Annotated in this window: 25 protein-coding genes and 2 tRNA genes; 14 read left to right on the forward strand and 13 right to left on the reverse strand. The window is 64.4% G+C overall.

The features are described 5' to 3' along the window. Positions 1-330: 330 nt before the first annotated feature. Genes ACXAEK_RS19710 through ACXAEK_RS19720 form a run of 3 tightly spaced genes read left to right on the forward strand, consistent with a single transcriptional unit; the run spans position 331 to position 3,084 of the window. Positions 331-1,923 (forward strand): pilus assembly protein TadG-related protein, encoded by a 1,593-nt coding sequence (locus tag ACXAEK_RS19710; protein ID WP_475044516.1) that lies wholly within the window; start codon positions 331-333, stop codon positions 1,921-1,923. Further along, positions 1,920-2,456, forward strand: coding sequence for a TadE/TadG family type IV pilus assembly protein (locus ACXAEK_RS19715; protein WP_475044518.1), 537 nt, complete (start codon positions 1,920-1,922; stop codon positions 2,454-2,456). Before ACXAEK_RS19710 ends, ACXAEK_RS19715 begins: the two co-directional genes overlap by 4 nt. A gap of 4 nt (positions 2,457-2,460) precedes the next feature. Then, entirely contained in the window at positions 2,461-3,084 is a 624-nt protein-coding gene (locus ACXAEK_RS19720) for a TadE/TadG family type IV pilus assembly protein (RefSeq protein WP_475044520.1), read from the forward strand. A 20-nt stretch (positions 3,085-3,104) separates the two neighbouring features. Here ACXAEK_RS19720 and ACXAEK_RS19725 read toward each other — a convergent pair whose 3' ends face one another. Further along, positions 3,105-3,578: a hypothetical protein gene (locus ACXAEK_RS19725; protein WP_475044522.1), complete on the reverse strand. Its 474-nt coding sequence runs from the start codon at positions 3,576-3,578 to the stop codon at positions 3,105-3,107. Positions 3,579-3,682: 104 nt separating this feature from the next. Next, a complete protein-coding gene (locus tag ACXAEK_RS19730; RefSeq protein ID WP_475045321.1) occupies positions 3,683-4,639 on the reverse strand; it encodes an NAD(P)-dependent oxidoreductase in 957 nt (318 codons plus the stop codon). 122 nt (positions 4,640-4,761) lie between these two features. Between ACXAEK_RS19730 and ACXAEK_RS19735 the strand changes: the two genes are divergently transcribed. Further along, positions 4,762-5,637, forward strand: a complete 876-nt coding sequence (locus ACXAEK_RS19735) for a LysR family transcriptional regulator (RefSeq protein ID WP_475044523.1) — start codon at positions 4,762-4,764, stop codon at positions 5,635-5,637. A 53-nt stretch (positions 5,638-5,690) separates the two neighbouring features. Further along, a complete protein-coding gene (locus ACXAEK_RS19740) occupies positions 5,691-6,881 on the forward strand; it encodes a reductive dehalogenase (RefSeq protein WP_475044525.1) in 1,191 nt (396 codons plus the stop codon). A gap of 18 nt (positions 6,882-6,899) precedes the next feature. Here the strand turns inward: ACXAEK_RS19740 and ACXAEK_RS19745 are convergent, their stop codons facing one another. Continuing rightward, positions 6,900-8,087, reverse strand: a complete 1,188-nt coding sequence (locus tag ACXAEK_RS19745) for an adenylate/guanylate cyclase domain-containing protein (RefSeq protein ID WP_475044527.1) — start codon at positions 8,085-8,087, stop codon at positions 6,900-6,902. A gap of 216 nt (positions 8,088-8,303) precedes the next feature. Here ACXAEK_RS19745 and ACXAEK_RS19750 point away from each other — a divergent pair, with 216 nt between their 5' ends. Continuing rightward, positions 8,304-9,215 carry a pirin family protein gene (locus ACXAEK_RS19750; RefSeq protein ID WP_475044529.1) on the forward strand — a complete coding sequence of 304 codons (912 nt, stop codon included), beginning with the start codon at positions 8,304-8,306 and terminating at the stop codon, positions 9,213-9,215. A 71-nt stretch (positions 9,216-9,286) separates the two neighbouring features. Further along, positions 9,287-9,589, forward strand: coding sequence for an antibiotic biosynthesis monooxygenase family protein (locus ACXAEK_RS19755; protein ID WP_475044530.1), 303 nt, complete (start codon positions 9,287-9,289; stop codon positions 9,587-9,589). 7 nt (positions 9,590-9,596) lie between these two features. Here ACXAEK_RS19755 and ACXAEK_RS19760 read toward each other — a convergent pair whose 3' ends face one another. After that, a complete protein-coding gene (locus tag ACXAEK_RS19760) occupies positions 9,597-10,076 on the reverse strand; it encodes a GNAT family N-acetyltransferase (protein WP_475044532.1) in 480 nt (159 codons plus the stop codon). Beyond that, the gene (locus ACXAEK_RS19765) at positions 10,073-10,660 is read right to left on the reverse strand and encodes a TetR/AcrR family transcriptional regulator (protein WP_475044534.1); all 588 of its coding nucleotides are present in this window, start codon (positions 10,658-10,660) and stop codon (positions 10,073-10,075) included. The genes ACXAEK_RS19760 and ACXAEK_RS19765 overlap by 4 nt, the downstream gene beginning before the upstream one ends. A 176-nt stretch (positions 10,661-10,836) precedes the next feature. Between ACXAEK_RS19765 and ACXAEK_RS19770 the strand changes: the two genes are divergently transcribed. From ACXAEK_RS19770 to ACXAEK_RS19795, 6 genes are all read left to right on the forward strand, one after another. Further along, positions 10,837-11,091 (forward strand): hypothetical protein, encoded by a 255-nt coding sequence (locus ACXAEK_RS19770; RefSeq protein ID WP_475044536.1) that lies wholly within the window; start codon positions 10,837-10,839, stop codon positions 11,089-11,091. Between the two features lie 115 nt (positions 11,092-11,206). Continuing rightward, positions 11,207-12,493, forward strand: a complete 1,287-nt coding sequence (locus tag ACXAEK_RS19775) for a homoserine dehydrogenase (RefSeq protein WP_475044537.1) — start codon at positions 11,207-11,209, stop codon at positions 12,491-12,493. A 155-nt stretch (positions 12,494-12,648) separates the two neighbouring features. Beyond that, entirely contained in the window at positions 12,649-13,635 is a 987-nt protein-coding gene (glpX, locus tag ACXAEK_RS19780) for a class II fructose-bisphosphatase (RefSeq protein WP_475044539.1), read from the forward strand. A 108-nt stretch (positions 13,636-13,743) separates the two neighbouring features. Next, entirely contained in the window at positions 13,744-15,483 is a 1,740-nt protein-coding gene (recJ, locus tag ACXAEK_RS19785) for a single-stranded-DNA-specific exonuclease RecJ (protein WP_475044540.1), read from the forward strand. Between the two features lie 104 nt (positions 15,484-15,587). After that, positions 15,588-15,662: transfer RNA gene (locus ACXAEK_RS19790), tRNA-Glu, on the forward strand. Between the two features lie 171 nt (positions 15,663-15,833). Next, a tRNA-Glu gene (locus ACXAEK_RS19795) sits at positions 15,834-15,908 on the forward strand. Positions 15,909-16,053: 145 nt separating this feature from the next. Here ACXAEK_RS19795 and ACXAEK_RS19800 read toward each other — a convergent pair. The 5 genes from ACXAEK_RS19800 to ACXAEK_RS19820 form a co-directional block, all read right to left on the reverse strand. After that, positions 16,054-17,100, reverse strand: a complete 1,047-nt coding sequence (locus ACXAEK_RS19800; RefSeq protein ID WP_475044542.1) for a diguanylate cyclase domain-containing protein — start codon at positions 17,098-17,100, stop codon at positions 16,054-16,056. Next, positions 17,097-17,684 (reverse strand): heme NO-binding domain-containing protein, encoded by a 588-nt coding sequence (locus ACXAEK_RS19805; protein WP_475044543.1) that lies wholly within the window; start codon positions 17,682-17,684, stop codon positions 17,097-17,099. The genes ACXAEK_RS19800 and ACXAEK_RS19805 overlap by 4 nt, the downstream gene beginning before the upstream one ends. A 407-nt stretch (positions 17,685-18,091) precedes the next feature. After that, positions 18,092-19,651, reverse strand: a complete 1,560-nt coding sequence (locus ACXAEK_RS19810; protein WP_475044545.1) for a trimethylamine methyltransferase family protein — start codon at positions 19,649-19,651, stop codon at positions 18,092-18,094. Positions 19,652-19,887: 236 nt separating this feature from the next. Further along, entirely contained in the window at positions 19,888-20,577 is a 690-nt protein-coding gene (locus ACXAEK_RS19815) for an HAD family hydrolase (protein WP_475044546.1), read from the reverse strand. 57 nt (positions 20,578-20,634) lie between these two features. Next, entirely contained in the window at positions 20,635-20,919 is a 285-nt protein-coding gene (locus ACXAEK_RS19820) for a DUF3572 domain-containing protein (protein WP_475044548.1), read from the reverse strand. A 115-nt stretch (positions 20,920-21,034) separates the two neighbouring features. Between ACXAEK_RS19820 and ACXAEK_RS19825 the strand changes: the two genes are divergently transcribed. Then, the gene (locus ACXAEK_RS19825) at positions 21,035-22,429 is read left to right on the forward strand and encodes a diguanylate cyclase domain-containing protein (RefSeq protein ID WP_475044549.1); all 1,395 of its coding nucleotides are present in this window, start codon (positions 21,035-21,037) and stop codon (positions 22,427-22,429) included. A 95-nt stretch (positions 22,430-22,524) separates the two neighbouring features. Here ACXAEK_RS19825 and ACXAEK_RS19830 read toward each other — a convergent pair whose 3' ends face one another. From ACXAEK_RS19830 to ACXAEK_RS19840, 3 genes are read right to left on the reverse strand one after another with little or no spacing between them, the layout of a single operon-like run. Further along, positions 22,525-23,016 carry a periplasmic heavy metal sensor gene (locus tag ACXAEK_RS19830; protein WP_475044551.1) on the reverse strand — a complete coding sequence of 164 codons (492 nt, stop codon included), beginning with the start codon at positions 23,014-23,016 and terminating at the stop codon, positions 22,525-22,527. Further along, the gene (locus ACXAEK_RS19835) at positions 23,013-23,387 is read right to left on the reverse strand and encodes a hypothetical protein (protein ID WP_475044552.1); all 375 of its coding nucleotides are present in this window, start codon (positions 23,385-23,387) and stop codon (positions 23,013-23,015) included. Before ACXAEK_RS19835 ends, ACXAEK_RS19830 begins: the two co-directional genes overlap by 4 nt. After that, positions 23,380-23,961 carry an RNA polymerase sigma factor gene (locus ACXAEK_RS19840; RefSeq protein ID WP_475044554.1) on the reverse strand — a complete coding sequence of 194 codons (582 nt, stop codon included), beginning with the start codon at positions 23,959-23,961 and terminating at the stop codon, positions 23,380-23,382. The genes ACXAEK_RS19835 and ACXAEK_RS19840 overlap by 8 nt, the downstream gene beginning before the upstream one ends. Between the last annotated feature and the right edge of the window lie 31 nt (positions 23,962-23,992).

Genomic DNA, 23,992 nt, shown 5'->3' on the forward strand with positions numbered 1-23,992 from the left:
TTCTCCGTGATCAAACATCAACTCGCTGCCGATGATGCCCTCACTCTATGCAGAGAAGATTAAGGAGTGCGACCTTTTTGACCATTTCCTATCAAAAAGATTCGCATTTTAGCCGAAAGCTCACAATTCGCAGCCTGCTCGCACGCATTGTCGCCAGGTCCGCGACAACCCTGCCGGATGCGGGGAAATTGGCAACTCAGACCGCTGCAATCGCAGCTTTTTAGGCCCAAATCCGCCCCAATTCCGCCACGTTCGCAGACCATTAATTATGTGTAAATTTCGCTGCTGAAGCCGGGCTGACCTACTCAGGTTCCGGCGGGGGGTGTTTAAATGAGTAGACGGCACAAGAATTCAACGGCGCTGAGCAGCCCGCTCACCCTGCGCTGCCTGGCCAAGGGGAAATCCTTCCTGCGGGAAGAGGACGGGATGCTGGCCAAGCCGATGATCGGCACATTTCTGGCAATGCTGGCTGTTGGCGGCATCGGCGTGGATCTGATGCGCATGGAGCGCGACCGCACCATGCTGCAATACACCCTGGACCGGGCTGCATTGGCAGCAGCTGACCTTGACCAGCAGCACTCGCCCGATGCAGTGGTGCGCGACTACCTCTCCAAGTCGGGCTTGGAAGACTATTACCAAGCTCCCTGGTGGGAATCGGGGCTTGGCTTTAAAAAAGTGCAAGCCACAATCGACACCACTTTCCCGACCCACTTGCTGAAATTTGCCGGCGGCGGCGACCTGCCTCTCTTTGCGACTTCGCGTGCCGAAGAAAGCATCGACGGGGTCGAGATTTCATTGGTTCTGGATGTCTCCGGCTCCATGACCCGCAACAGCCGCCTGACAAACCTCAAAATCGCGGCCAAGGAATTCGTCGACACCATGGTGGCGAACACCACCGACGGTAAGATGTCGATCTCCATCGTTCCCTATGCAACGCAGGTGTCCGCACCTGAAGAGCTGTTGAACCAGTACAATCTCGACAGGCTTCACAGCTATTCCAACTGCGTGAATTTTTCCTCCTCAGACTTCACCTCGGCAGGTTTGTCGACCACCGCATCGCTGGAACAAACCATGCAATTCTCCCCGTGGGACCGCTGGGATGACCGGCCGGACCTGGTCGGATCTCCGATTTGCGAGGAGCACGCGCACCGGGAAATGATGCTGTTCCAAAAAGACGCGACGACGCTCAAGAACTTCATCGACGGTCTTGTCGGGCGCGGCAACACCTCCATCGACATTGGCATGAAATGGGGAACCAGCCTGCTTGACCCCTCCTCGCGCCCGGCCGTCAGTGCACTGTCCTCCGGGCCGGACGCCATTATTCCTAACGATTTTTCCGCGCGTCCCTCGGAATATACCGACACCGATACTGTCAAGGTCATCGTGCTGATGACGGATGGCCAGAACACATCGCAGTACTATGTCGAGAGCGACCACCGCGAAGGCAACTCTAACGTCTGGTACCACGCCTCCAGCGGCGTCTATTCGACACTGAACCCGTCCACAGGCAAATTCCGCCGGGACGGCTACTCCTACTGGCACGACACACCCTATGGCGATGACGCGGCTGAGCGGCTGAGCTATGTGGATCTTTTCGCCAAAACACCGCTCAAGTACCTCTACTATAACCTTTATGCCGACTGGATGGGCAGCTCTGCCGCCCGCAGTGAATGGTACTACGGCGTCTACGACTATTTTGGCAACTCGACCAAAAACGCGCGGACCCGCAGCATCTGCCAAGCAGCCAAAGATCAGGGCATCATTGTCTATACCATCGGCTTTGAAGCGCCCAGCGATGGTGTGGCTGTCCTGCAGGATTGCGCCAGCTCTGACTCCCATTACTTCGACGTGGAAGGCCTGGAGATTTCCGACGCCTTTGCCTCGATCGCAACATCCATCCGTCAGCTGAGGCTCACCCAATGATCTGCCGTATCACACACGCACTGCGCCGTTTCAGGCAGCGCGAGGATGGCAACTCCACTGTGGAATTCGCCATCGTCATTCCCGCCTTCCTGATGATCCTGATGTCCACCGTCGAACTGGGCATGATCAACCTCCGCCACTCCCAGTTAGAAAGGGCTTTGGACGAGACGGTCCGGATCATCCGTCTGGGCACCGGCGGCGATATGCAGCACGATCAGCTGCGCGACGAGATCTGCAACCGCTCCGGCTTCATCGATGAGTGCAGCACATCGCTGCGCCTGGAGATGCTGCAGATCGACCCGTACCAATGGACAGCCATTGATCCGACACCGGATTGTGTGAACCGCGTTGAAGACGTCCAGCCGGTCCGGTCATTCGAAAACGGTCAGTCAAATGAGCTGATGTTCATCCGCGCCTGCATGAAGTTCGAGCCGATCTTTCCCACCTGGGGCCTTGGCACGAACCTGACCAAGGATGAGGACGGCCGCGTCAATCTGATTGCGTCTTCCGCCTTCGTCCAGGAACCGAGGTAACGCCATGCTGACACTCTTTTCCCGCCATTTGAGCCGGCACCTGCCGGCACCGGCCCGCCGCTTTCTGGACAGCACCCAGGGCAACGCAGCCATCGAGTTTGCCTTCTACGCGCCGCTTCTTCTGGGATTGTTTGCGTCTATTTACACCTTCTTCGACGCCTTCCGCCAGCAAAGCATCAATCTGAAGGCAGCCTATACCGTCTCGGACCTGATCTCGCGCGAAACCAATTTCGTGAATGACGACTATATCGACAGCATGCACGCGCTAACGTCGGAACTCGTGCGCAACGACACCACGTTGTCGACCCGGATTTCTGTCGTCCGCTGGGACGAAGATGATCAGAACTACTATGTCGACTGGTCCGAGGTCCGCGGTGCTGCATTTCAGCCCTGGGCGGATGGCACCATCAATACCGTCAAGGAAAAGCTGCCGGATATGCCCGATCAGGAGCGTGTGATCCTCGTGGAAACCTGGAACGAGGTGAGCCCAGCCTTCAACGTCGGTATTCCGCTGATGGATGTGAAGAACTTTGTCTTCACCCGGCCCCGCTTTGCTCCGCTGGTCGCCTTTGAAGGCAGCGCCACTGGCTCAGGCAGCCATGACGATGGCGGTGAAGCAACCGACTGACCGTTCAGTGAACGCAGATCTTACTGGCCGCGCTGCACCAGCATCGCGGCCAGTATTTCCGACATCGCCTTGCCCTGCGACCCAGGCGTCACCCCGCCAATGCCGATCCGGCGCCCCGAGCGCCACCACAGCCCCGGCATCCAGGCCCTGGCGCCCTGGCTCCCGGTGCGGATCAGAAACCCGTTTGACGGTTTGAAGGCAAAGAAGCCGCGGTCGATGGCTTCGATATCCTCGACCCGCGCAATCACCTGCCCGTCCGAACAGCGCAGCTCCTCCGCCGTCAGTTCGATCCGGTGAACGGTTGCCTGCCACATCCGAACAGCCAGCCACAGGGCACCTGCACCAACTGCGACCAGGAATACCAGCCAGGCCGGCGAGGGCGGCGCAGCAAAGGCGACATAGACCAGCAGGCAGCCGGTCAGCCCCAGCATCACGGTGCCCATCACGCGCCGGCTGGCCGAGGCCTCAATCGTCGCCAGAACTTCGTTATTCATCCGCTGCTCCCCGTTTCTGCTCTGCCGGGCATAAACCGGATCAGCAAAAGAAAACAGCCCCCGCCAAAGCAGGGGCTGAATGCAGCCGTACAGGTTGGGGAAACCTATTCCGCAGCAGCGCGGCGCACGACAACCTCGTAGCCGGGCTCCTCCGGCTCATCGTCCAGCATTTCCGCCGGGAAGCCCGGCGCGGTAATGTCCAGCCCGGTGGCGTCCTCCAGGCGGCGGATGATGTTGGGGGAATATTCCCGCTCGCCGTATTTGGCGATGCCATCATCAAAGATATTGATCATCACCGGGTTCAGCTCCAAAGGCACATTGGCGCGGTCGGCAACTTCCTGGAACAGGCCGATATCCTTCTTGACCAGGTCCATGGTAAAGGAAATGTCGCGCGACCCGTTCAGGATCACCTGGCTTTCGGTCTCATGCACGAACGAATTTCCCGAGGAAATCCGCATCGCCTCAAACGCCACGTTCAGGTCCATGCCGGCCGCCTTGGACACCGTCAGCGCCTCCACGCAAGAGATCAGGTTGGCGGTCGCCAGATAGTTGGTCACCACCTTCAGCACCGATGCCGACCCCAGCCCGCCGGTGTGCAGGATGCGGCGGCCCATGGTCGTGAGCAGCGGCAGAATGGTTTCAAATGTCTCGCGGTCGCAGCCCGCGAAGATCGAGATATTGCCCGTCGCCGCCCGGTGGCAGCCGCCCGAGACCGGGCAGTCCACCGCGCGGCCGCCCTGCTCGATCACCATCGCGCCCAGGCGTTCAACCTCGGCGGTGTCGGTGGTCGACATCTCCATCCAAATCTTGCCTGCGGTTACCTCCGGCAGCATTTCCCGCATCACCGCATCGGACGCGGCAGGCGACGGCAGGCAGGTGATCACCGCATCGCAGTCGCGCATCAGCTGCGCCGGGTCTTCCGCCCGCTTGGCGCCTTTGTCCACAAAGCTTTGCACCAGATCAGCATTCAGGTCATGCACGGTCAGGTCCACGCCATTGCGCAGCAGGCTGCCGGACAGTTTGCCGCCGACATTGCCAAGACCGATGAAGCCGACTTTCAAAGTGGTTCCCATTGCAAATTTCTCCTCCCGGGGTGTCCGTCTGCCCCTATGGCTAGCTTGACCTTTGCTGAAACAAAAACGAATAATAACGCGGCCTGACCCCAAAATTTTTTGCAACATACATGTCCGATCTGCCAAATCTCGTCTGGCTGCGCGCCTTTGAGGCCGCCGCCCGCCTGCAAAGCTTCACCGCCGCGGCGGAGGAACTGGGGCTGACCCAGGCCGCTGTCAGCCATCAGGTCCGCAGCCTGGAGAGAAGCTTTGGCATCACCTTGTTCACCCGGCGCGCCCGCCATCTAGAGCTGACGGAGCTGGGGCATGCCTATTACCCTTCGGTCGCGCAGGCGCTGACGGACATAGCCTATTCCACCCGCGGGCTGCTGGGCCACGTGCAGACCCGGACCGTGACGATCCGCGCGCCGGTTTCCACCGCAGTTCTCTGGATCGCCCCCCGGCTCGGCGCATTTCATCAGGCCAACCCGCATATCCGCATCCGGCTGATTTCAGCCGTCTGGGCCGACAGCACCCAGGACGAGGACGTGGACATCGACCTGCGGCTTGGCCCCTCCGGCTGGTTCGACCGGCGCGCGCATCTGCTCTCCACCGAAAGCGTGATCCCCGTCGCGCAGCCGCAGCTGGCACGTCGGCTGCAATCGGTGGACCAGCTGTTTGACCAGACGCTGATCCATATCCACGGCTACCAGGATCATTGGCTGCGGCTGTCGGAACAGGAAAACGTACCGCTCAAGGACCGCGCCGCACCGCTCTATGTGGACACATCATTGGCAGCGATCGAGATGGCCGCCTCGGGCGCCGGCGTGGCGATGCTGATGCGCCGATATGGTGATCTGCCGCTGCTGCAAGGACGGCTGGCGCCGGTGCTGGACGCCGAGATTCCCATGGGCCAGGGCCACTACCTGCTGCCCGCCGCGGGCGACGCCCCGAACAGCGCCGAGGTGGCTATGGTGCGGGACTGGATCGTCTCCTTGTTCTGTTAAATAACCCTGCGCGATCCCTTGCCCGCGCGCGCTTTGCCCGATAGCGTCCGGCCATGCCCTGGCCACAGAACACCCCGCCTCAGCGCGATGGCGATGCAGCCGCAGGGATCGAAGTCACCGATGATTTCGAGCGGTTCTCGCAGCGCAACGACATCTTCACCCGCGCCTTCTGGGATGAACGGGTCAAGTCCAAGCACACTGCCAAGTTCTTCTCCTCCTACCGGATGGAGGCCGCCCCGCGCCGCGGCGACGGTTTCTCCCAGCGCGACTTTGCCCTGCGCAATGCCGCCTGGCTGATCTCCGACGTGGTCTCCGGCCGCCGCGCGCATGAGGGCATCCGCGAGGGTTTCCAGGCCGCGATCCGCCCCGATACGCCGGTGGCCAAGGACGCGCTGGAGATCGGCGACCCCGCCAAGATGTCCGCCGAGGTAAAGCGCATTGCAAAATTCTTTGGCGCCAACCTCTGCGGCATCACCGACATGGACGAACGCTGGCTCTACACGTCCCGCGTCGATGCCCGCGACATGTCGGAGGCGCCGCATGATCTGCCGGACGGGCTGAACAGCGTCATCGTGCTGGGCCATGAGATGGACAAGGAACTGGTCGCCACCTACCCCTCTGCCCTGGCCGGTGCCGCGACGGGGCGGGAATACAGCCACGAGGCCTCTATCGTGATGCAGCTGGCCGCCTATATCCGCAACCTCGGCTATGAGGCGGTGCCGTCGATGAACGACACCGGACTGGTGATCCCTTACGCGGTGAAGGCCGGGCTTGGCGAATACGCGCGCAACCAGATGGTGATCACACCGGAATTCGGGCCGCGCCTGCGGTTTTCCAAGATCTTCACCAACCTGCCGCTGGCCCATGATGCGCCGCAGCCACTGGGGGTGAGGGACTTCTGCAGCATATGCACCAAATGCGCCGATGCCTGCCCGGTGAAGGCGCTGCCTTACGGGCCGCCCTCAACGGACACTGCCAATGTATCGGCCATCAAGGGCGTCAGGAAATGGACCTCGGATGCCGAGAAATGCTTTTCCTTCTGGGCCAAGATGGCCTCTGACTGCGCAATCTGCATGCGGGTCTGCCCCTTCAACCGCGACTATTCCAAACGCCGCAACCGGCTGTGGCTGAAGCTGGCGCTGAGCCCCTTGCGCAAGCTGGCGCTGCGGCTGGCCGGCAAACATGGGCAGCGCATCAAACCGTCCGAGTGGTGGAACAAGGCCGCCGGTTCCCCGGCAGAGTGAGGGTTACCCAGAACGGGCTCACCGCGCGGGGATCGCAAACACCTCTTCCTGCGTTTGCAGCCCTTTCAGGCTCTGCGCGCCCAGTGAGCGCCCCGCAAGCCCTGCCCGTTTCCTGAACTCCGACGACACCAGCAGCACCTCCTCCTTGGAACCGCAGAGCCCGGCCACACGCGCCGCCAGGTTCACGTCACGTCCGATCACCGTGTAGTCAAGCCGCATACCGGAGCCGACGTTGCCAAAAGCGACCTCGCCGAAATGCAGCGCAATACCAACCTCGAAGCCCGGCGCACCAGTGCAGGCAGCCACCCGCGCCAGCCCCTCGCGCGAGGCCTCCAGCGCCCGGGCGCAGGTCTGCACCCCGTCCCCTTCGGCGCGGAAGATCGCCAGAATACCGTCGCCGATGAATTTCAGCACCTCGCCGCCGGCGTCCTCGACGGGCGGCACGATGCAATCGTAATAGGCATTGAGCAGGCTGGTGGCCTCCTCTGCACTCATGCCTGCGGTCAGTTCGGTAAAGCGGCGCATGTCGGCAAACAGGATGGCAGAGCGGATATGCATCACCTCGCCCCGGTGCACGTCGCCTGAAATGATCCGCCGCTGCGGCTCCTCGCCGACATAGATCCGCAGCACTTCCTGCATGGCGCGGGCGGTGGTGAGGATCTCCTGGCAGGCCGAGAGCGCCGGGAAGACGGCCCGCAGGAAGGTGATGTCTTCGTCCGAGAACCCCTCGGGTGCCTGGGTTGCAAAGCTGAAAGTACTGGCCATGCCGCTGCGCATGAAGACCGGCGCCATGATGTAATGGGTGTAGCCCTCTGTTTTCAGCTCCGGCACGATGCCGTAACGCTCGTCCGGCGTGTCCGGCAGCCACAGGACCACCCACTCGCCGGTCCGGTGCACATCGGCGGCGGGTGAATGGGCATAGCCCTGGCCGCTTGCCTCGTTGAAGGGAAACAGGTAGCTGCGCGCGCCCTTGCCGCGCTCCCAGAAACGCGCGCTGGCCACCGCCTCGGCATGCAGCAGCGGCACGATGGAGGTGGCCCGGTCCAGCGGCACGCCGCCTGCGCGGATCAGCTCTGACATCCGGGTGAGCACATCGTCGGCATCAGTGGCGGCACGGGCCTCACCCAGCATGTAGGTGATCACACGCAGGGCGCCTTGCAGGCGCTCCGGCGGCAAGAGCGGCAGCAGATCAGGTGCTTGTGTCATGCCCTTACGCTACCCCGCCTGCGCTGCGCCCGGCAACGGGGGAACTCCCGCCCGTCCTTGGCGCCTGCAGCACCGCGCCCCGTTGGGCCGCGCAGCCCCGCGGGCTGCGGGGCGCTCTGTTCATCAGCGCACAGCACACGTGGCCCACAGCCGGTTTTCCGGCGCCGCCGCACATCCTATTTTACCCGCAAGCAACGGAAACCAGGAGACAGGCCCATGTCCCTCAGACCTATCATCGAAACCCGCCCCGCCCAGCCCCACACGGAGGGCGCCGGGGTCAAACTGCACCGCGCCTTCGGCTTTCAGGATCCCTCGGAGCTGGACCCGTTCCTGCTGTTCGACGACTTCCGCAACGACAATCCCGAGGACTACCTGCGCGGTTTCCCCTGGCACCCGCACCGCGGCATCGAAACCATCACCTATGTGCTGGCAGGCTCAGTCGAGCACAGCGACTCACTGGGCAATGCCGGCACCCTGGGCGCGGGCGATGTGCAATGGATGACCGCCGGATCGGGCATCCTGCATCAGGAGATGCCCGCGGGCAATGCCAAGGGCCAGATGCACGGCTTCCAGCTCTGGGGCAACCTGCCCGCCAGCCAGAAAATGACCGCGCCGCGCTATCAGGACATGCGCGGCACCGACATCCCCGAGGTCATCGACGATGACGGCACACGGGTGAAGGTGATCACCGGCGAATTCTGGGGCAAGCGCGGCCCGGTGGACGGCATCGCCGCCGATCCGCAGTATCTGGATGTCTTTGTGCCCGCCGGCGTCAAGAAGACCCTGCCCATCGACACCTACCGCTGTGCCTTTGCCTATGTGTTTGAAGGCCAGGCAGCCTTTGCCGACGCCTCCGCGCCCCAGGGCGTGCTGCTGGAAAAGGAAGTCGCGGGCCAAGAGGTCAATATCCGCGATCTGTCGGGCGACCGCACCCTGATCCGCTTTGGCACCGGTGACGAAATCACCGTGCAGGCGGGCCCCGAAGGCGTGCGCTTCCTGCTGATCTCCGGCGCCCCGATCAATGAGCCGGTGGCCTGGCACGGGCCGATCGTGATGAACACCCAGGCTGAGCTGCACCAGGCCTTCCGCGACCTGCGCAACGGAACGTTTATCAAGCCCGCGCACTGACTGGATTGGCCCGCCCAAACGGGCCATTGATATGCTATACTCCCCCTGTCCAAAGACCGATGGGGGGAGTGATGATTATCCGGGTGTTCCGTGCCACCGTCCGCGACGACAAGATCCAGGACTTCAAGACTTTTCTGACCGATACCGCGGTGCCGCATGTACGCCGCCAGCCGGGTCTGGTCTCGGTCACTGCCGGCCTGCCGCGGCCGGAATTGCCTGCAACCTTCTGCGTGGTCATGGTTTGGGAAAGCGTCGAGGCGCTGCAGGCCTTTGCCGGCGAAGACTGGGAGCAGCCGCATGTGCTGCCCGAGGAGGACCCGATGGTGCTGAGCCGCCAGATCGACCATTACGACATGATCGGACTGCTCAGCTGACCCGGTGTCAGCCGTCCGCGCGCCAGCTGTAGACAGTCTCGGCGCCTGCTGCCTTGGGCGCAAACCCGGCTTTCTCCAGCACCCGGGCAGAGGCCGCGTTCTCCTGCATCACACCGCCGCTGAGGATCACGCCGCTGCCGCGGAACTGGACCTGCAGCCCGGTAATCAGCTCGCTGGCCAGCCCCTGCCCCCAGGCAGCTTCGGCAAACAGATAACCCAGGTTCCGGGCGGCCCCACCCTCTTCGGCAAACGACAGGATCACAAGCCCGATCCCCTGCCCCGCCGCGTTGCGCAGGGCAATTACCTCGGCCTGCTGCGACACCGCTTCCAGAAACGCCCGGCGCGCCCGGCCGTCTGCCGGCGACTGGAACCCGGCGGGCAGCCATTGCACCACCTTTGGCGCAAACAGATCCGCCAGCTCCGTGTCCGTCAGGTCCTGCCAGGGGGCCGCCCGCAACCGGCTGGTTTGCAGGTCCAGCAGCCTCATGCGCTGACCGCTTTCTGCACCATGCCCCAGTAAACGGACTCCACCTCGTCCAGCGACAGCCGCCCTTCGGAGCGGTACCAGGTGTTGACACCGTTCAGCATCGCAATCACCGCCAGGGTGGCGATCTTGGTGTCCGGGATAGCAAACACCCCCTGCTCCACACCTTCCTTCAGAATTCCTTCCACCCCGTTCTCATAATCGCGGCGCAGGGATTCGATGACGGTGAAATTCTCCTCCGTCAGGTTGCGCAGCTCCATGTAGGCAATGAAGACCGCATCCGGGCGCTCCAGGTGAAACCGGATGTGGAAACCGGTGAAGGCGCGCAGCCGCTCCAGCGCGCTGCCGGCCCGCGGCACCGCGTCCCAGGCCGCCTGCAGCTCCACCATGTGGGTTTCCATCAGGTTGAACAGCAGGCTCTGCTTGTCCGGCGTGTAGTTATACAGCGCCCCGGCCTGCACCCCCACCTCCTTGGCGATCTGGCGCATCGAGACCGCGGCATAGCCCTGCTGCGCAAACAGCCGCAAAGCGGCTTCGCGGATCTTGGGGCCGGTGATACCGGAATGGGAACCTTGGGTACGTGCCATGAGGTGACCGTAACTGAACATATGTTCAGAAAAAAGGGTGAGAATGCCCGAAAGCCAGCCCGCCCTTTACCTGCGTGGCCGGGCCAAGCCAATCCCCTGCGTCCCGGCGGGAATTCAATTGTGCCGCGGCGCCGGACGCCTTAGAACCGGCACCATAGGGGACAAGGGCTATTTCAATGCAGGTTTGGACACGGATCGCTTTTCTTCTGGCCATGACGGCTGCCGCCGCCTGCACCCGCGTGCCTGAGCTGGAAGACCGGCTGACCCCGGACCTTCGCGGCGCGGGATACCCCGAACTGCTGCCTCTGGACAGCGCGCTGGAACCGCTTGACCCGCCGCAACAGGCCAGCACGGAACTGCAGGAAGAGCTCGACGCCCGCAGTGCCAGGCTGAAACGCCGCGCCGAGGCGGTGAAAAACGCCGAATTCTGACCCGTTCCCGGCTTTACCGCCTGCATCACCATTCCTTGCCCCGCAGCAGCGTTGCACGCCCGCGCTGAACCGGCTAAGGCGGGGCTGAGAATTTTGGAACAAAGGACCTCCAGCTATGACAGAACCGCTTCGTCTTGGGATTGCAGGTTTGGGCACGGTTGGCATCGGTGTGGTGAAGATCATCCGCCGCCATGCTGCGCTGCTGGAGGCACGGACCGGACGCCCCGTGGTAATCTCGGCGGTCTCCGCCCGCGACGCAAGCAAGGACCGTGGCGTCTCGCTCAAGGACTACGCCTGGGAGACCGATCCGGTGGCGCTGGCGGTGCGCGATGACGTGGATGTGTTTGTCGAGCTGATGGGCGGCCATGAAGGCGCCGCCAAGGCCGCAACCGAGGCCGCACTGGCCGCGGGCAAGGACGTTGTCACTGCCAACAAGGCACTGCTGGCCATCCACGGCCAGGCGCTGGCCGAACAGGCCGAAGCCGCAGGCCGGGTGATCCGGTTTGAGGCGGCCGTTGCCGGCGGCATCCCGGTGATCAAATCGCTGACCGAGGGCCTGGCCGGCAATGAAATCACCCGCGTCATGGGCGTGATGAACGGCACCTGTAACTACATCCTGACCCAGATGCAGGCCACCGAGCAGGGCTATAACGCGCTGTTCGAGGAATGCGGCCGCCTGGGCTATCTGGAGGCCGACCCGAACCTGGACGTCGGCGGCATCGACGCGGGCCACAAGCTGGCGCTGCTGGCCTCCATCGCATTCGGCACCAAACCGGCCTTTGATAACGTGGAGCTGGAAGGCATCCAGCGCATCCAGCTGGAAGACATCCATGCCGCTGCCGACATGGGCTACCGCATCAAGCTGCTGGGTGTGGCGCAGCGCTCCGCCCGCGGGCTGGAGCAGCGCATGTCGCCCTGCCTGGTGCCTGCGAATTCGCCGCTGGGCCAGCTGGAAGGCGGCACCAACATGGTGGTGATCGAAGGCGACTCGATTGAACAAGTGGTGCTGCGCGGCCCCGGCGCGGGCGAAGGCCCCACCGCCAGCGCGGTGATGGGCGACGTCCTGGACCTCGCGCGCGGCCTGCGCATCGCAACCTTCGGCCAGCCTGCCGAAACCCTGCGGGAGGTTCCGGCCGCCCAGACCGGCCTACCCGCCCCCTTCTACCTGCGCATGGGGCTGCTGGACAAACCCGGTGCGCTGGCCAAGGTGGCCGCGGTTCTGGGCGAAGCCGGCGTCTCCATCGACCGGATGCGCCAGTACGGCCATTCCGCCCCGGTCGCGCCGGTGCTGATCGTCACCCACAAATGCACCCGCGCCACGCTGGACGCCGCGCTCGAAGGCCTGGCTGCCACCGATGTGGTCGACGGCGATCCGGTCGCGCTCCGCATCGAAGAGCTCTGAGCCGCGCCAACCGGCGGAAATGCGCAACATACTGCGCTGCGGCGGGGCTTTCCTGCCGCGGCGAGCGCTATCGGCCCTTGCGAGCAAGCCCCGCCCCGCGCTATTCGGCGTGAAACGCCCATTCACATCTTTCCCGTTGAGACAGGATTTCCGGTATGACTTCGAACACCTCTGACGCGCCCTTTCATGACCGCATGCTGTCGCTGGGCCTGGCCCGCGTTGCAGAACAGGCGGCGCTGGCTTCCGCCTCGCTGATTGGCCGCGGCGACGAAAAAGCCGCCGACCAGGCCGCCGTCAACGCCATGCGCGAGCAGCTGAACCTGCTGGACATCGCAGGCGTGGTGGTGATCGGCGAAGGCGAGCGCGACGAGGCGCCGATGCTGTACATCGGCGAGGAAGTGGGCACCGGCAACGGCCCCGGCGTCGACATCGCCCTGGACCCGCTGGAGGGCACCACCCTCACCGCCAAGGACATGCCCAACGCGCTGACCGTGATCGCCATGGGCCCGCGCGGCTCCATGCTGCACGCGCCGGACACCTACATGGACAAGCTGGCGATCGGCCCGGGCTATGAGGACGGCGTGGTGTCGCTGGACATGTCTCCACGCGAACGGGTTGAGGCGCTGGCCGCCGCCAAAGGCTGCGCGCCCTCCGACATCACCGTCTGCATCCTGGAGCGCCCGCGCCATGAGGCGATGATTGCAGAAGTGCGCGAAACCGGCGCCTCGATCCGCCTGATCACCGACGGCGATGTGGCCGGCGTCATGCACTGCGCCGAATCCGAGACCACCGGCATCGACATGTACATGGGCCAGGGCGGCGCACCCGAAGGCGTGCTGGCAGCAGCCGCGCTGAAATGCATGGGCGGCCAGATCTTCTGCCGCCTGGTGTTCCGCAACGAAGACGAAAAGGCGCGCGCCGCCAAGGCCGGCATCACCGATCTGGACCGCATCTACACCCGCGACGAGATGGTGACCCAGGACGTGATCTTTGCTGCCACCGGCGTGACCGGCGGCTCGCTCTTGCCGCGTATCAAGCGCGAGCCGGGCTGGGTGGAGACCACCACCCTGCTGATGCGCTCGAAAACCGGCTCCGTGCGCCGCATGACCTACCGCACGCCGCTGGCGCCGCATCAGGACTAAGCGTTGCGCCAAGCTGCGGCTTGCGCCGCTGCCTCCGGCGGGGATATTTAGAGCCAGAAGAAGGGCCGGGTCCGTATTGGGTCCGGCCTTTGCATATGAGGGCAGAAGATGAGCTTTTTGGGTGTTGAACAGTCCTTGACCGGGCGCCGCTGGGTGGGTCCCGGGGTTGAGGTGGACCGGGCGTCAGAGATGATGGCGCAGCAGACCGGCCTGCCCCGCTCGGTCTGCCAGGTGCTGGCCCGCCGCGGGGTGCCCGCGATGGAGGCCACAGGGTTTCTGGAGCCCAAGCTGAAGGAACTGCTGCCCGACCCGCGCGAGATGAAGGACATGGAAGCCGCCGCCGCGCGGTTCCTGCAGGCGGTGCAGCGCAAGCAGCGGATCGCGGTCTTTGCCGACTACGATGTGGACGGCGGCAGCTCTGCCGCGCTGCTCTTGGTCTGGCTGCGGCAGATGGGGCTGGAGGCCACGCTCTATATTCCCGACCGCATCGACGAGGGTTACGGCCCCAATGTGCCCGCCATGCAGGAGCTGGCCGCCGCCCACGACCTGATCATCTGCGTTGACTGCGGCACCCTCAGCCACGAACCCATCGCAGCGGCCAAAGGCGCCGACGTCATTGTGCTGGATCACCACCTGGGCGGCGAAACCCTTCCCGATTGCGTCGCGGTGGTGAACCCGAACCGGCAGGATGAGAGCGGCGACCTGGGTTATTTCTGTGCTGCCGGCGTGGTGTTCCTGATGCTGGTGGAGGCAGGCCGCCAGATGCGCGCAGCCGGCGCGAAGGGGCCGGATCTGATGGCGCTGCTGGATCTGGTCGCACTTGCCACCGTGGCGGATGTGGCGCCGCTGATCGGGGCCAACCGCGCCTTGGTGCGCCAGGGGCTGAAAGTCATGGGCGCACGCAAGCGTCCCGGTCTCGTGGCGCTCTCGGATGTTTCCCGCATGGATTCAGCTCCCTCCGCCTATCACCTCGGATTTCTTCTGGGGCCGCGTGTCAATGCCGGCGGGCGCATCGGCAAAGCCGACCTCGGCGCACGGCTGCTGTCGACGGACAACCCGCACGAGGCCGCCGCCCTGGCCGAGCGGCTGGACGAGCTGAACACCGAACGCCGCGACATCGAAAACGCGGTGCGCGCGGCAGCCCTGGACCAGGCCGAAGAGCGCGGCCTGGAGGCGCCGCTGGTCTGGGCGGCGGGCGAAGGCTGGCACCCGGGCGTGGTCGGCATCGTTGCCTCCCGCCTCAAGGAAGCCGCCAACCGCCCTGCCATCGTAATCGGCTTTGACGGCGAAGAGGGCAAGGGCTCCGGCCGGTCCGTCTCCGGCGTCGACCTTGGCGCCTCGATCCAGCGGCTGGCGGCCGAGGGCCTGCTGGTCAAGGGCGGCGGCCACAAGATGGCGGCTGGCCTCACAGTGATGCGGGACAAGCTGGAACCGGCCATGGAACGCCTCACGGAGCTGCTCGCCAAACAAGGCGCCGGCCAGGGCGGCCCCGCCGATCTGAAACTGGACGGCGCGCTGATGCCCGGCGCGGCCTCGGTGGATCTGATTGAACAGATCGAACAGGCAGGCCCCTTTGGCGCCGGCGCCCCTGCCCCGCGCTATGCGCTGCCGGACCTGCAGGTGCGCTTTGCCAAGAAGGTCGGCGAAAGCCACCTGAAGCTCTCGCTCAGCGACGGCATGGGCGGCGGTGTGGATGCGATCTGCTTTGGCGCTTTCGACACCGCGCTGGGGCCGAAGCTGCTGGAGCACGGCGGCTCCCGCTTCCACTTTGCCGGACGGCTGGAAGTGAACACCTGGGGCGGCCGCCAAAGCCCCCAGCTGCGCCTGGAAGACGCCGCCGAAGCCTGAGATTTCAATCACTTGCGCCCTGCGGATAAGAAATTTCACAAAACCGTACTTTTTCTCTTGCGGGTTCCGGCGCTTACAACTAAATACCCGCTCACGCACTGAGTGGCCCGTTCGTCTATCGGTTAGGACGCCAGGTTTTCAACCTGGAAAGAGGGGTTCGATTCCCCTACGGGCTGCCACTTCTCCCGCACAGACGCCGCCCAGAAAATCGCCGCAGCATTGCGGATTTTTTCGTTTATTTTCAGGCGGCTAGCCAGCCGCATTACAGGCTGGAAAAACTTCGTTTTTCTGCAAAAACCCTCTTGCGCCCCAGCAGGCGCAATCAGTAAACACCGCCTCACAGACAGAGTGGCCCGTTCGTCTATCGGTTAGGACGCCAGGTTTTCAACCTGGAAAGAGGGGTTCGATTCCCCTACGGGCTGCCACTTTTCCCCGACAGAACCGCAGTTTCCATTCAGGCCTTGCAGGCTGCTGTGCCGCTGCGGTGAAGGGCGGGTTTCCGGCGCACAAATTAAAAGGGCGGCAGTCTTGACCGCACGCCCGTATTGACTTGACTAATACACTCTCTCTTCAGACCGCCGGGCCGCGGGCCGCAGCCTGGGCCGGAGCTGCTGCTGCGGCACCGCCTGCATCTTCTTTCTCCATACCCTCGCGGTAGAAGAAATGCTGCGCCCTGCCCGCACGCTTGGCTGCATAAAGCGCCAGATCCGCCTGGTTCAGCAGCTGCTGTGCGTCCGGTGTCTTTTGCCAGGTGGACAGAGTCGTGCCCGCGCTGGCCGAAATCCGGCAGGTCTGGCCGCCAAAGGGAATCGGCTCCTCCAGCCGCTGGATCAGCCGTTTTGCTATGGCCGCCAGCCGGGCGGTATCCAGCACCCCCTCCAGGATCATCACAAATTCATCACCGCCGACCCGCGCCACGGTGTCGGACTGGCGGGTGCATTCCACCATGATCCGCGCCGCCTGCTGCAGCACCGCATCCCCCGCCGCATGGCCCAGGGTATCATTGACCTGCTTGAAGAAATCCAAATCCAGATGCATCAGGGCAAATTCCCGGCCGCTGCTGATCAGCCGCCCCAGCACGTGATCCATTGCGCGGCGGTTCTTGAGACCGGTCAGCGTATCAGTGAACGCCTGCTCCTCCGCTGCAATCTTGGCCCCCTGCAAGCGGGTGTTGAGCTGCCGCGACGCCTCCATCGCGGCGGATTTCGCCTCCACCAGGTAGAGCATCTCGATGGTCAGGTCAGTGGGGGAAAAATCAGCGCTGGTCAGATCGTAGTCACGCACGGCTTCCAGCACGGAAATCCCGAACGAAAGATTGATAAACGCCCCCTGCCCGTCGGGCATCGGGGTGCAGACGCCCTTCAACCCGGTTTGCGGGCTGTCGCGGAATTGCAGATGCAGCTTGCTGCCGGATGTGCGCAGCAGATCCTCCACCGAACGCACGGAACGCGGGCGCGACAGATCAAACACCCGGAAGAACCGGCGCCCTTGCCAGGCAAGGTCAGGGCGCAGTTTTTTCAGCGTCGGACCAACAGAGGTAATCCGCCCCTTGGCATCAACAATGGCATACATCGGGCAGATCACGCCCGCCATCCGCGTCAGGTGATCAATCATCATAGGGAATGCGCCCCCAAATCGAATTCGCGCCCGGCCGCGAATTTGGTCTCAACCAGCGTGACCGAAATCACCTCCGCCTCGGCCTGCGTGCCGCTGTGATCCAGGAACACAAGATCCCCGTAATCATCCGCCATGGCACGCAAAACCCCCATCATGACATGCGCATAGCCCGGCAATCCGGGCTGGCAGATCAGCTGAAACTGGTCCGGTGCCTGCTCCACCAGCTCAAGCCCGGGCAGCTGCAGGTCAGAGACCGCCAGCCGCGCCCGGTCGGGCAAATCATCCAGGGAATGAAGGAACTCAACGTAGTTGACCCCGCCAAACCGCAACAGGCGGCGCAGCGCCTCCACCTGCGGGTTGGAGACCAGGAACGTGCCCATATCCTCCAGCATCTCCGCCAGGGGGCGTGCCAGAACTTTCTCCATCGAGGCAAGCATCTGGCCGGATTGCTCGTCGGTATAGTAGAGCATCGCTTCGAACTCGGTAAAACCGAGCCCTGCGTCTTCCATAACCTCTTCCCAGCGGTCCGCCCCGTAGGTACTGGTCACAAAAGCCTGAATCGCCCTGTTGATCAGACCGTGCATACAATGGCCCCTCTTTGCCTTTGAGCCAGTCTTGAAGCATTCAGGTTAAAAAACACCCAACAAAACAAATCTGCACGGTGAAACGCAGCAATTTCCCTTGTCAGCCTAAACGCTTGCACCACGCCTGAACCCTCAGCAGCGAAACCCAGCCTCCAGGGTGGCCGCAGCCGGCTGCCAGGCCCTTTGCACCTGCCCCTTCGACCATTTGCACCCAGGCACCCCGGCTTTGGAACACCCAGTTTCCTCACTAGTGGACCGCCAGGCGCCCGGAGGCAAGCCCGCGGGCAAGCCGGAGCCGAAACCGGCAGTTTCCGACCCGCAGGCCGCGGCACAAAACAGGCTGCCGCACAAAAAAAGCGGAGGCTTCCCTCCGCTGTTTCTGCTGGACGACGGTTGACGCCTCAGGGTCAGAAGTCGGTTGGCGCCCCGCCCTCGGCTTTGCGCCTGGCGACAAAATCCGCCAGCTCATCACGGATCGCGGCATCCATTGGCGGCTCCTCAAAGCTGCCGGTAATCTCCTTGAACATCTTGTGCGCGCGTTCGGCAGTCCAGGTGGCACCGGCTGCCTCCCAGGCTTCATAGTTGCGCCAATCGCTCAGGAACGGCTGATAAAAGGCCGTGGCATAGCGGTCCTGGGTGTGCTGAATGCCAAAGAAATGGCCATCATTGCCCACCTCCCGGATCGCATCGAGCGCAATCTCCTCAGGCCCGGTGGCGGCGATCTGCGGCTCCATATAGCGTTGGATCTGCTGCAGGATCTCACAGTCCATGATGAACTTCTCCGGGCTGGCAATCAGCCCGCCCTCCAGCCAGCCCGCCGCATGGTAAACCATGTTGGTGCCCGACTGCACCGCGGCCCACAGCGAGTTCGAGGTTTCCCAGACCGCCTGCCCGTCCGGCACGTTCGCCGCGCAGACGCCCGAGGACCGCATCGGCAGCCCGTAGAACCGTGCCATCTGCCCGGTCATCTGGGTCGAGCGCATGTACTCTGGCGTGCCGAACGCAGGCGCGCCCGATTTCATGTCCACATTCGACGTAAACGTGCCAATGACGCAGGGCGTGCCGGGGCGCACATACTGGAACAGCGCAATCGCACAGAGGCTCTCGGCAATCGACTGCGCCACGGCGCCCGCCATGGTCACCGGCGCCATCGCGCCCGCCAGCGTGAAGGGCGACACCACAATCGCCTGGCCGCGCCGCGCCAGCCGCAGGCAGCCGTCGATCATCGGAAAGTCATGCTTCAGCGGTGAGGTGGAGTTGATGTTGGTGTACATATGCGGCTGGGCTTCGAACTCCTCATGGCTGAGCCCGCCTGCAATCCGCACCATCTCCATCACATCCTCGACCCGCTCCTTGCCAAGCGAATAGGCGTGCATCGCCTTGTCGGTGAGTGTCAGCTTGTCATAAAGCACATCCAGGTGGCGGACCGAGGCATGGATGTCCACCGGCTCCACCGGGTAGCCGCCGGCAAAGTGGATGCAGTTGAAATACTGGGTCAGCTTCAGCAGGTCGCGGCACTGCTCGCGGTTGCCGGCCACCTTCTTGTTCAGCTCCATATCCCAGTAATTCGGCGGCGAGGACACATTGCCGAACAGGATATGATTGCCGCCCAAGGGGATCGCCCGGTCCTTGTTGCGCGGGGTGATCGAGAACTCGCGGGGCGCCTTGCCCACCATCTCCATCACGAAATCCCGGTCCATCCTGACCAGTTCGCCCTCGACCTTGACGCCGGCCTGCTTAAAGATCTCCAGCGCCTCTGGGTTCAGGAACACCACGCCGATCTCTTCAAGGATGCGCATCGCGCCCTCGTGGATCGCCTGCACGCCCTCCTCGCTCAGGGGTTCTGTCGGGCGGTCGATGTTGACCGGGATCTGCCAGGGCATCTGCTCCAGCACGGCACTGCCGCGCCGGGCCGCTGCGCCTGCCCTGCCCCCGCCCCGCCGCTTGCGTGCGCCTGTCTCTGCCATGCCGGTCTCCCCTACGTCTGCATTTCGCCTGAGCTGATAGCCATTCACTGTGCCAATCCGGTCAGCCCGAACCTGTCCGTTCCCGACCATAGCTGTCGCTTTTGCCATGGATTGCGCCGGTCCGGCCGATTTCTGTACACTTGTGCCCAGTATGTCGCAGCAAAAACCGGCGCACAAGGGTGTGCGCCGGCGAAACAGCCGCAGCCAGACAGGCCAGGCAGAGAATCAGCGTGTTGTCAGCGGTCCAGCCAGCCGGGAATATGGCCGATGTCCGGCAGCACGGCATCCGCATGCGGCAGCAGCTCTTCGCGCAGGGCCATGCCGGTCAGCACGCCGATCCGGTGCATTCCGGCGGCAGCGCCTGCCTCCAGGTCGTGGCGGCTGTCGCCCACCATGGCCGTGCGCCCGGGCTCGACACCTGCCGCCTTGCAAAAGGCCAGCAGCGGGTCCGGGTCCGGCTTGGCGCCATGGCCGCTGTCGCAGCCTGCCACAAAGGCAAAACGGTCCAGCACCCCTGCCCTGCGCAGCTGGCTCTTGGCAGAAATCTCGGCGTCGTTGGTCATCACCCCCAAGACTTTGCCGCGCGCCAGCAGACTGTCCAGAAACTCCGCCAGCGGCACCGCCGGGGCCAGCTCCGCATCCGACGCGCTCTGCGCCAGGTAATCCGTCAGTTCAGCCAGGCTCATATGCGCCACATAGGGCATCAGCGCCTCTGCCACCTCATCGTTCGAACTGGCAATCACCAGGCTGTCGGGATTGAAGGCAGCACGCTCCAGATCATAGCTGATCGCCTTGGCCATCGCCTCTTTGGCAGTCTTATCCCCGCGGGACAGTGTTTCCAGAAGCTCTGCGGCCCAGCCGTTCCAGGTGGCGGCAAAGTCGAACAGGGTTCCGTCCTTGTCGAACAGGAAAGCATCAACTGGCATGGCGGGTCCTTTTTCCGCGGGATTCGGGCGGGACCCTAGGCACAGGACGGGCCGATCTCAAGTCCAGTTCACCTGCGAACCGCCTGGAAGCGACATCCGCGCATGCATTGGCATCTCATAGGCCAGCCCCGCGCTGTCGCAGAACTGGATCACCCAGGCATCATCCATCGTTAAGAAATCGAGCACCGAACCCAGGAACTCCGGCTCCGCGGCCCGCGCCCGCAAATCCGCCTCGCAGGCCCCGGTGGCCCCCAGAAACACCGGCAAAAGCTCATCATTTCCGGCCAGCCAGGCCAGCGCTTTCAGCGCCAGGGTCTCTGCCGCATCGGCGGAAATCTGCATGTTCCCCACTTTCCTGCCGCATTGCGGCCAATTTAGTAAAAATCCGAAAGGGTTTCTTAACCAGTCTCAGCAAAATTGGAAGGCATAGGATTTGCAAGGGGCGAAAGGATACCGCGTGCAAGGCACTATCCTGGTCATCGACGGCGTCTCCACCAACCGCATCATGCTGAAGGTGCAGCTGGCGGCTGCCTATTACGATGTGGTCCAGGCCGGCAGCGTGGCTGAGGTGCTGCAGGCCGCGCGCCGCCACCGCCCCGATCTGGTGCTCACCGCAATGTCCCTGCCCGATGGCACCGCCGCCGATGTTAAACGCGAACTGGCGGCGGATGAAACCCTGGCCGACCTGCCGGTGATCGCAGTCTCCGACTGGGAGGGATCCAAGGCCCGGCTGGCGGCACTGGCCGCTGGCATCGACGATGTGCTGCAGCAGCCGGTCGACGACGTGATCCTGCAGGCCCGCATCCGCAGCCTGCTGCGCGCCCGCAGCGCCAACGAGGAGCTGAACCTGCAGCGCGACGCCTCGCACGGCTTCATCCTGCCGCTCAGCGACCGCGCCTGCGCAGAGGATCTGCGCAAGGCCACCGTTGCTCTGGTCGCCCAGGATCCGCGCACTGCCATGGCCTGGCGCGACCGGCTGGCGCCGCGGCTGCCTTATGCGCTGCGCACCCATCCGATCAGCGACATCCAGGGGCTGATGCAGGCCCCGGTGGCCGACGCCATCATCATCGAGCTGAACGAGGCTTCGGCCGGCCCCGGCCTGCGCCTGCTGGCCGATCTGCGCGCCCGCGCCGCCACCCGCCAGTCGGTGGTGATTGCGGTGCCCAATCCCGCCGACCCCAATATCGCTGCCGAGGCGCTCGACCGCGGCGCCCATGACGTGCTGCAGACCGGTTTCGATGTCGAGGAGCTGGAACTGCGCCTCACCGCCCAGCTGCAGCACAAGATCCGCAAGGACCGGCTGCGCGACAGCGTCCGCAACGGCTTGCGCGCGGCCGTCCTGGACCCGATGACCGGCCTCTATAACCGCCGCTACGCCAGGCCTTTCCTGGACCGCGTGGCCCACTCCGCCGCGGAAACCGGCGAGAAATTCGCGGTCATGCTGGCCGACCTCGACCACTTCAAGCGGATCAATGACCTCTATGGCCATCCCGCAGGCGACGCCGTTCTGATTGAGGCCGCCCGCCGCATGCAGGCGGTGCTGGGCCCCGCGGATCTGCTCGCCCGCGTCGGCGGCGAGGAATTCATGGCCGTGCTGCCCGGCGCAACCGAGGCGCAGGCCGCCCTGGCCGCCAGCGCCCTCTGCGACGCAATCAACAGCACCCCCTTCCAGGTGCCCGGCGCCGCTGAGCCGGTCCAGGTCACTATCAGCATCGGCGCGGTCATGGGCGGCGGCGGTCAGGAGACCAGCACCGCGGCGCTGGTCGAAAAAGCCGATCAGGCGCTCTACAACGCCAAGGATGCAGGCCGCAATCAGGTCACCCTCTCGCCGGACTGCATCCAAGCAGCCTGAGCCCCGCATCCCCCGCCGCTCTCTCGCAAAAAAAGAGGCAGCCGAACCGGCTGCCTGCAGGTGAATGGAGGTCTGAAAACCGATGCCGCGGCGGCCTAGCTGCGCCCGTCCCGGCGCTGATGCCAGCGCTCGCGGCGCCGCTCCATGCGCTCTTCCAGGCGGTCGGCAAACTCCGCACGCTCTTGCGCCGTCATCCCGGCCACCTTGTTCACCCAGGCCTCCTGCACCTTGCTGTGAAACGCATGGCGCGCCTCAGCCTGCCCCTGCAGCACAGCCAGCAGGGCGGCTGCATCAAACGCTTCGCTGCGCAGCGCCTCGATCACCGCCTTGCCCTCTGCGTGGCGGCGCTTGACATAGCTGCCGTGGCCGCCGCCCGCCTCCCGCCGCAGCGCCTTGCGCGTGTCCCGGTCCAATTCACGGAAGATCACCGCACCGATCTCCGGCGGCCTCTGCCAGTGTTTCTCCTTGCCGGAGAACCGCCAGGCCGCCCCGGCTGCGATGCCAATAACAGCCAGGTTCAGCGCCAGCGACCCCGCCAGCAGCAGTTTCAGCCACAGCTTCATTGCAGGCTTGCCTTCCGCACTCATTGCAGGTCCTCGCTCAGCACCACGGCCATGTCGTAACTGTCATAAGGGACCGCGGAACTGCCGTCCTCATACCCCGCCAGCGCCACCGGGTCCGGCACAAAGGAGGGCGGCGCAACCCCGATCCACAGGCCCGCCGCGCTGGCCGCCGCCAGCCCGCCCATGGCCGGCCAGCCGCCCACCGCCTCGATCAGCTGCCGCCACAGCGGCTGCCGCGCGGCCCGGGCCGGTGCTGCGTGAACCAAGCCCGCTTGCTCCCGCGCCGCGTCCGCCAGGATGGCAGCCCTCAACGGCTCCGGCACCGCAGGGCGCGCGCTGCGCGCCGCGGCAAACAGATCGTCCAGCTCCTGCAGTGTTTTGTCCGTGTCAGCCATCGTTATACCCCAACTCTGCGCGCCGCCCGGCCAAAGCCGCGGCCAGCGCCCGTTTGCCCCGGGCGGTCAGACTTTCCACCGCCTCGACGCTGATGTCCATGATCCCGGCAATCTCCGGGTTGGACAGTTCCTCCAAATGCCGCAGCACCACCGCCTGCCGCTGCCGCTCCGGCAATTGCATCAGCGCCGCCTGCAGCGCATCGTGGCGCGCGCCCTCCTGCATCTCCTCAGCAGCCGAGCGGCCCGGATCCGGCGGCTCCGGCACCGCGTCCAGATCCACATACCCGCCGCGGGCGCGCCGCTTGCGGTCGATGCACAGGTTCATCGCCACCCGGTAGAGCCAGGTCGAAACCTGCGCCTCGCCGGGACGCCACTGCGGCGCCATCTTCCACAGGCGCAGCATCGCCTCCTGGGTCACGTCCTCGGCCTCGGCGCGGATCCCCATCACCCGCATCGCCACACCAAAGACCCGCGGCCCCAGCCGCGCCGTCAGCTCCGCCGCGGCCCGGCTGTCGCCATTGGCATAAAGCACCAGAAGCGCATCGTCAGAGACCTCCTCTGCCGCTGCCTTCATGGCTGCCGGACCCGCAGCAGGGGTCCGGCGC

The organism is Leisingera sp. ABM4_101 (assembly GCF_056158725.1).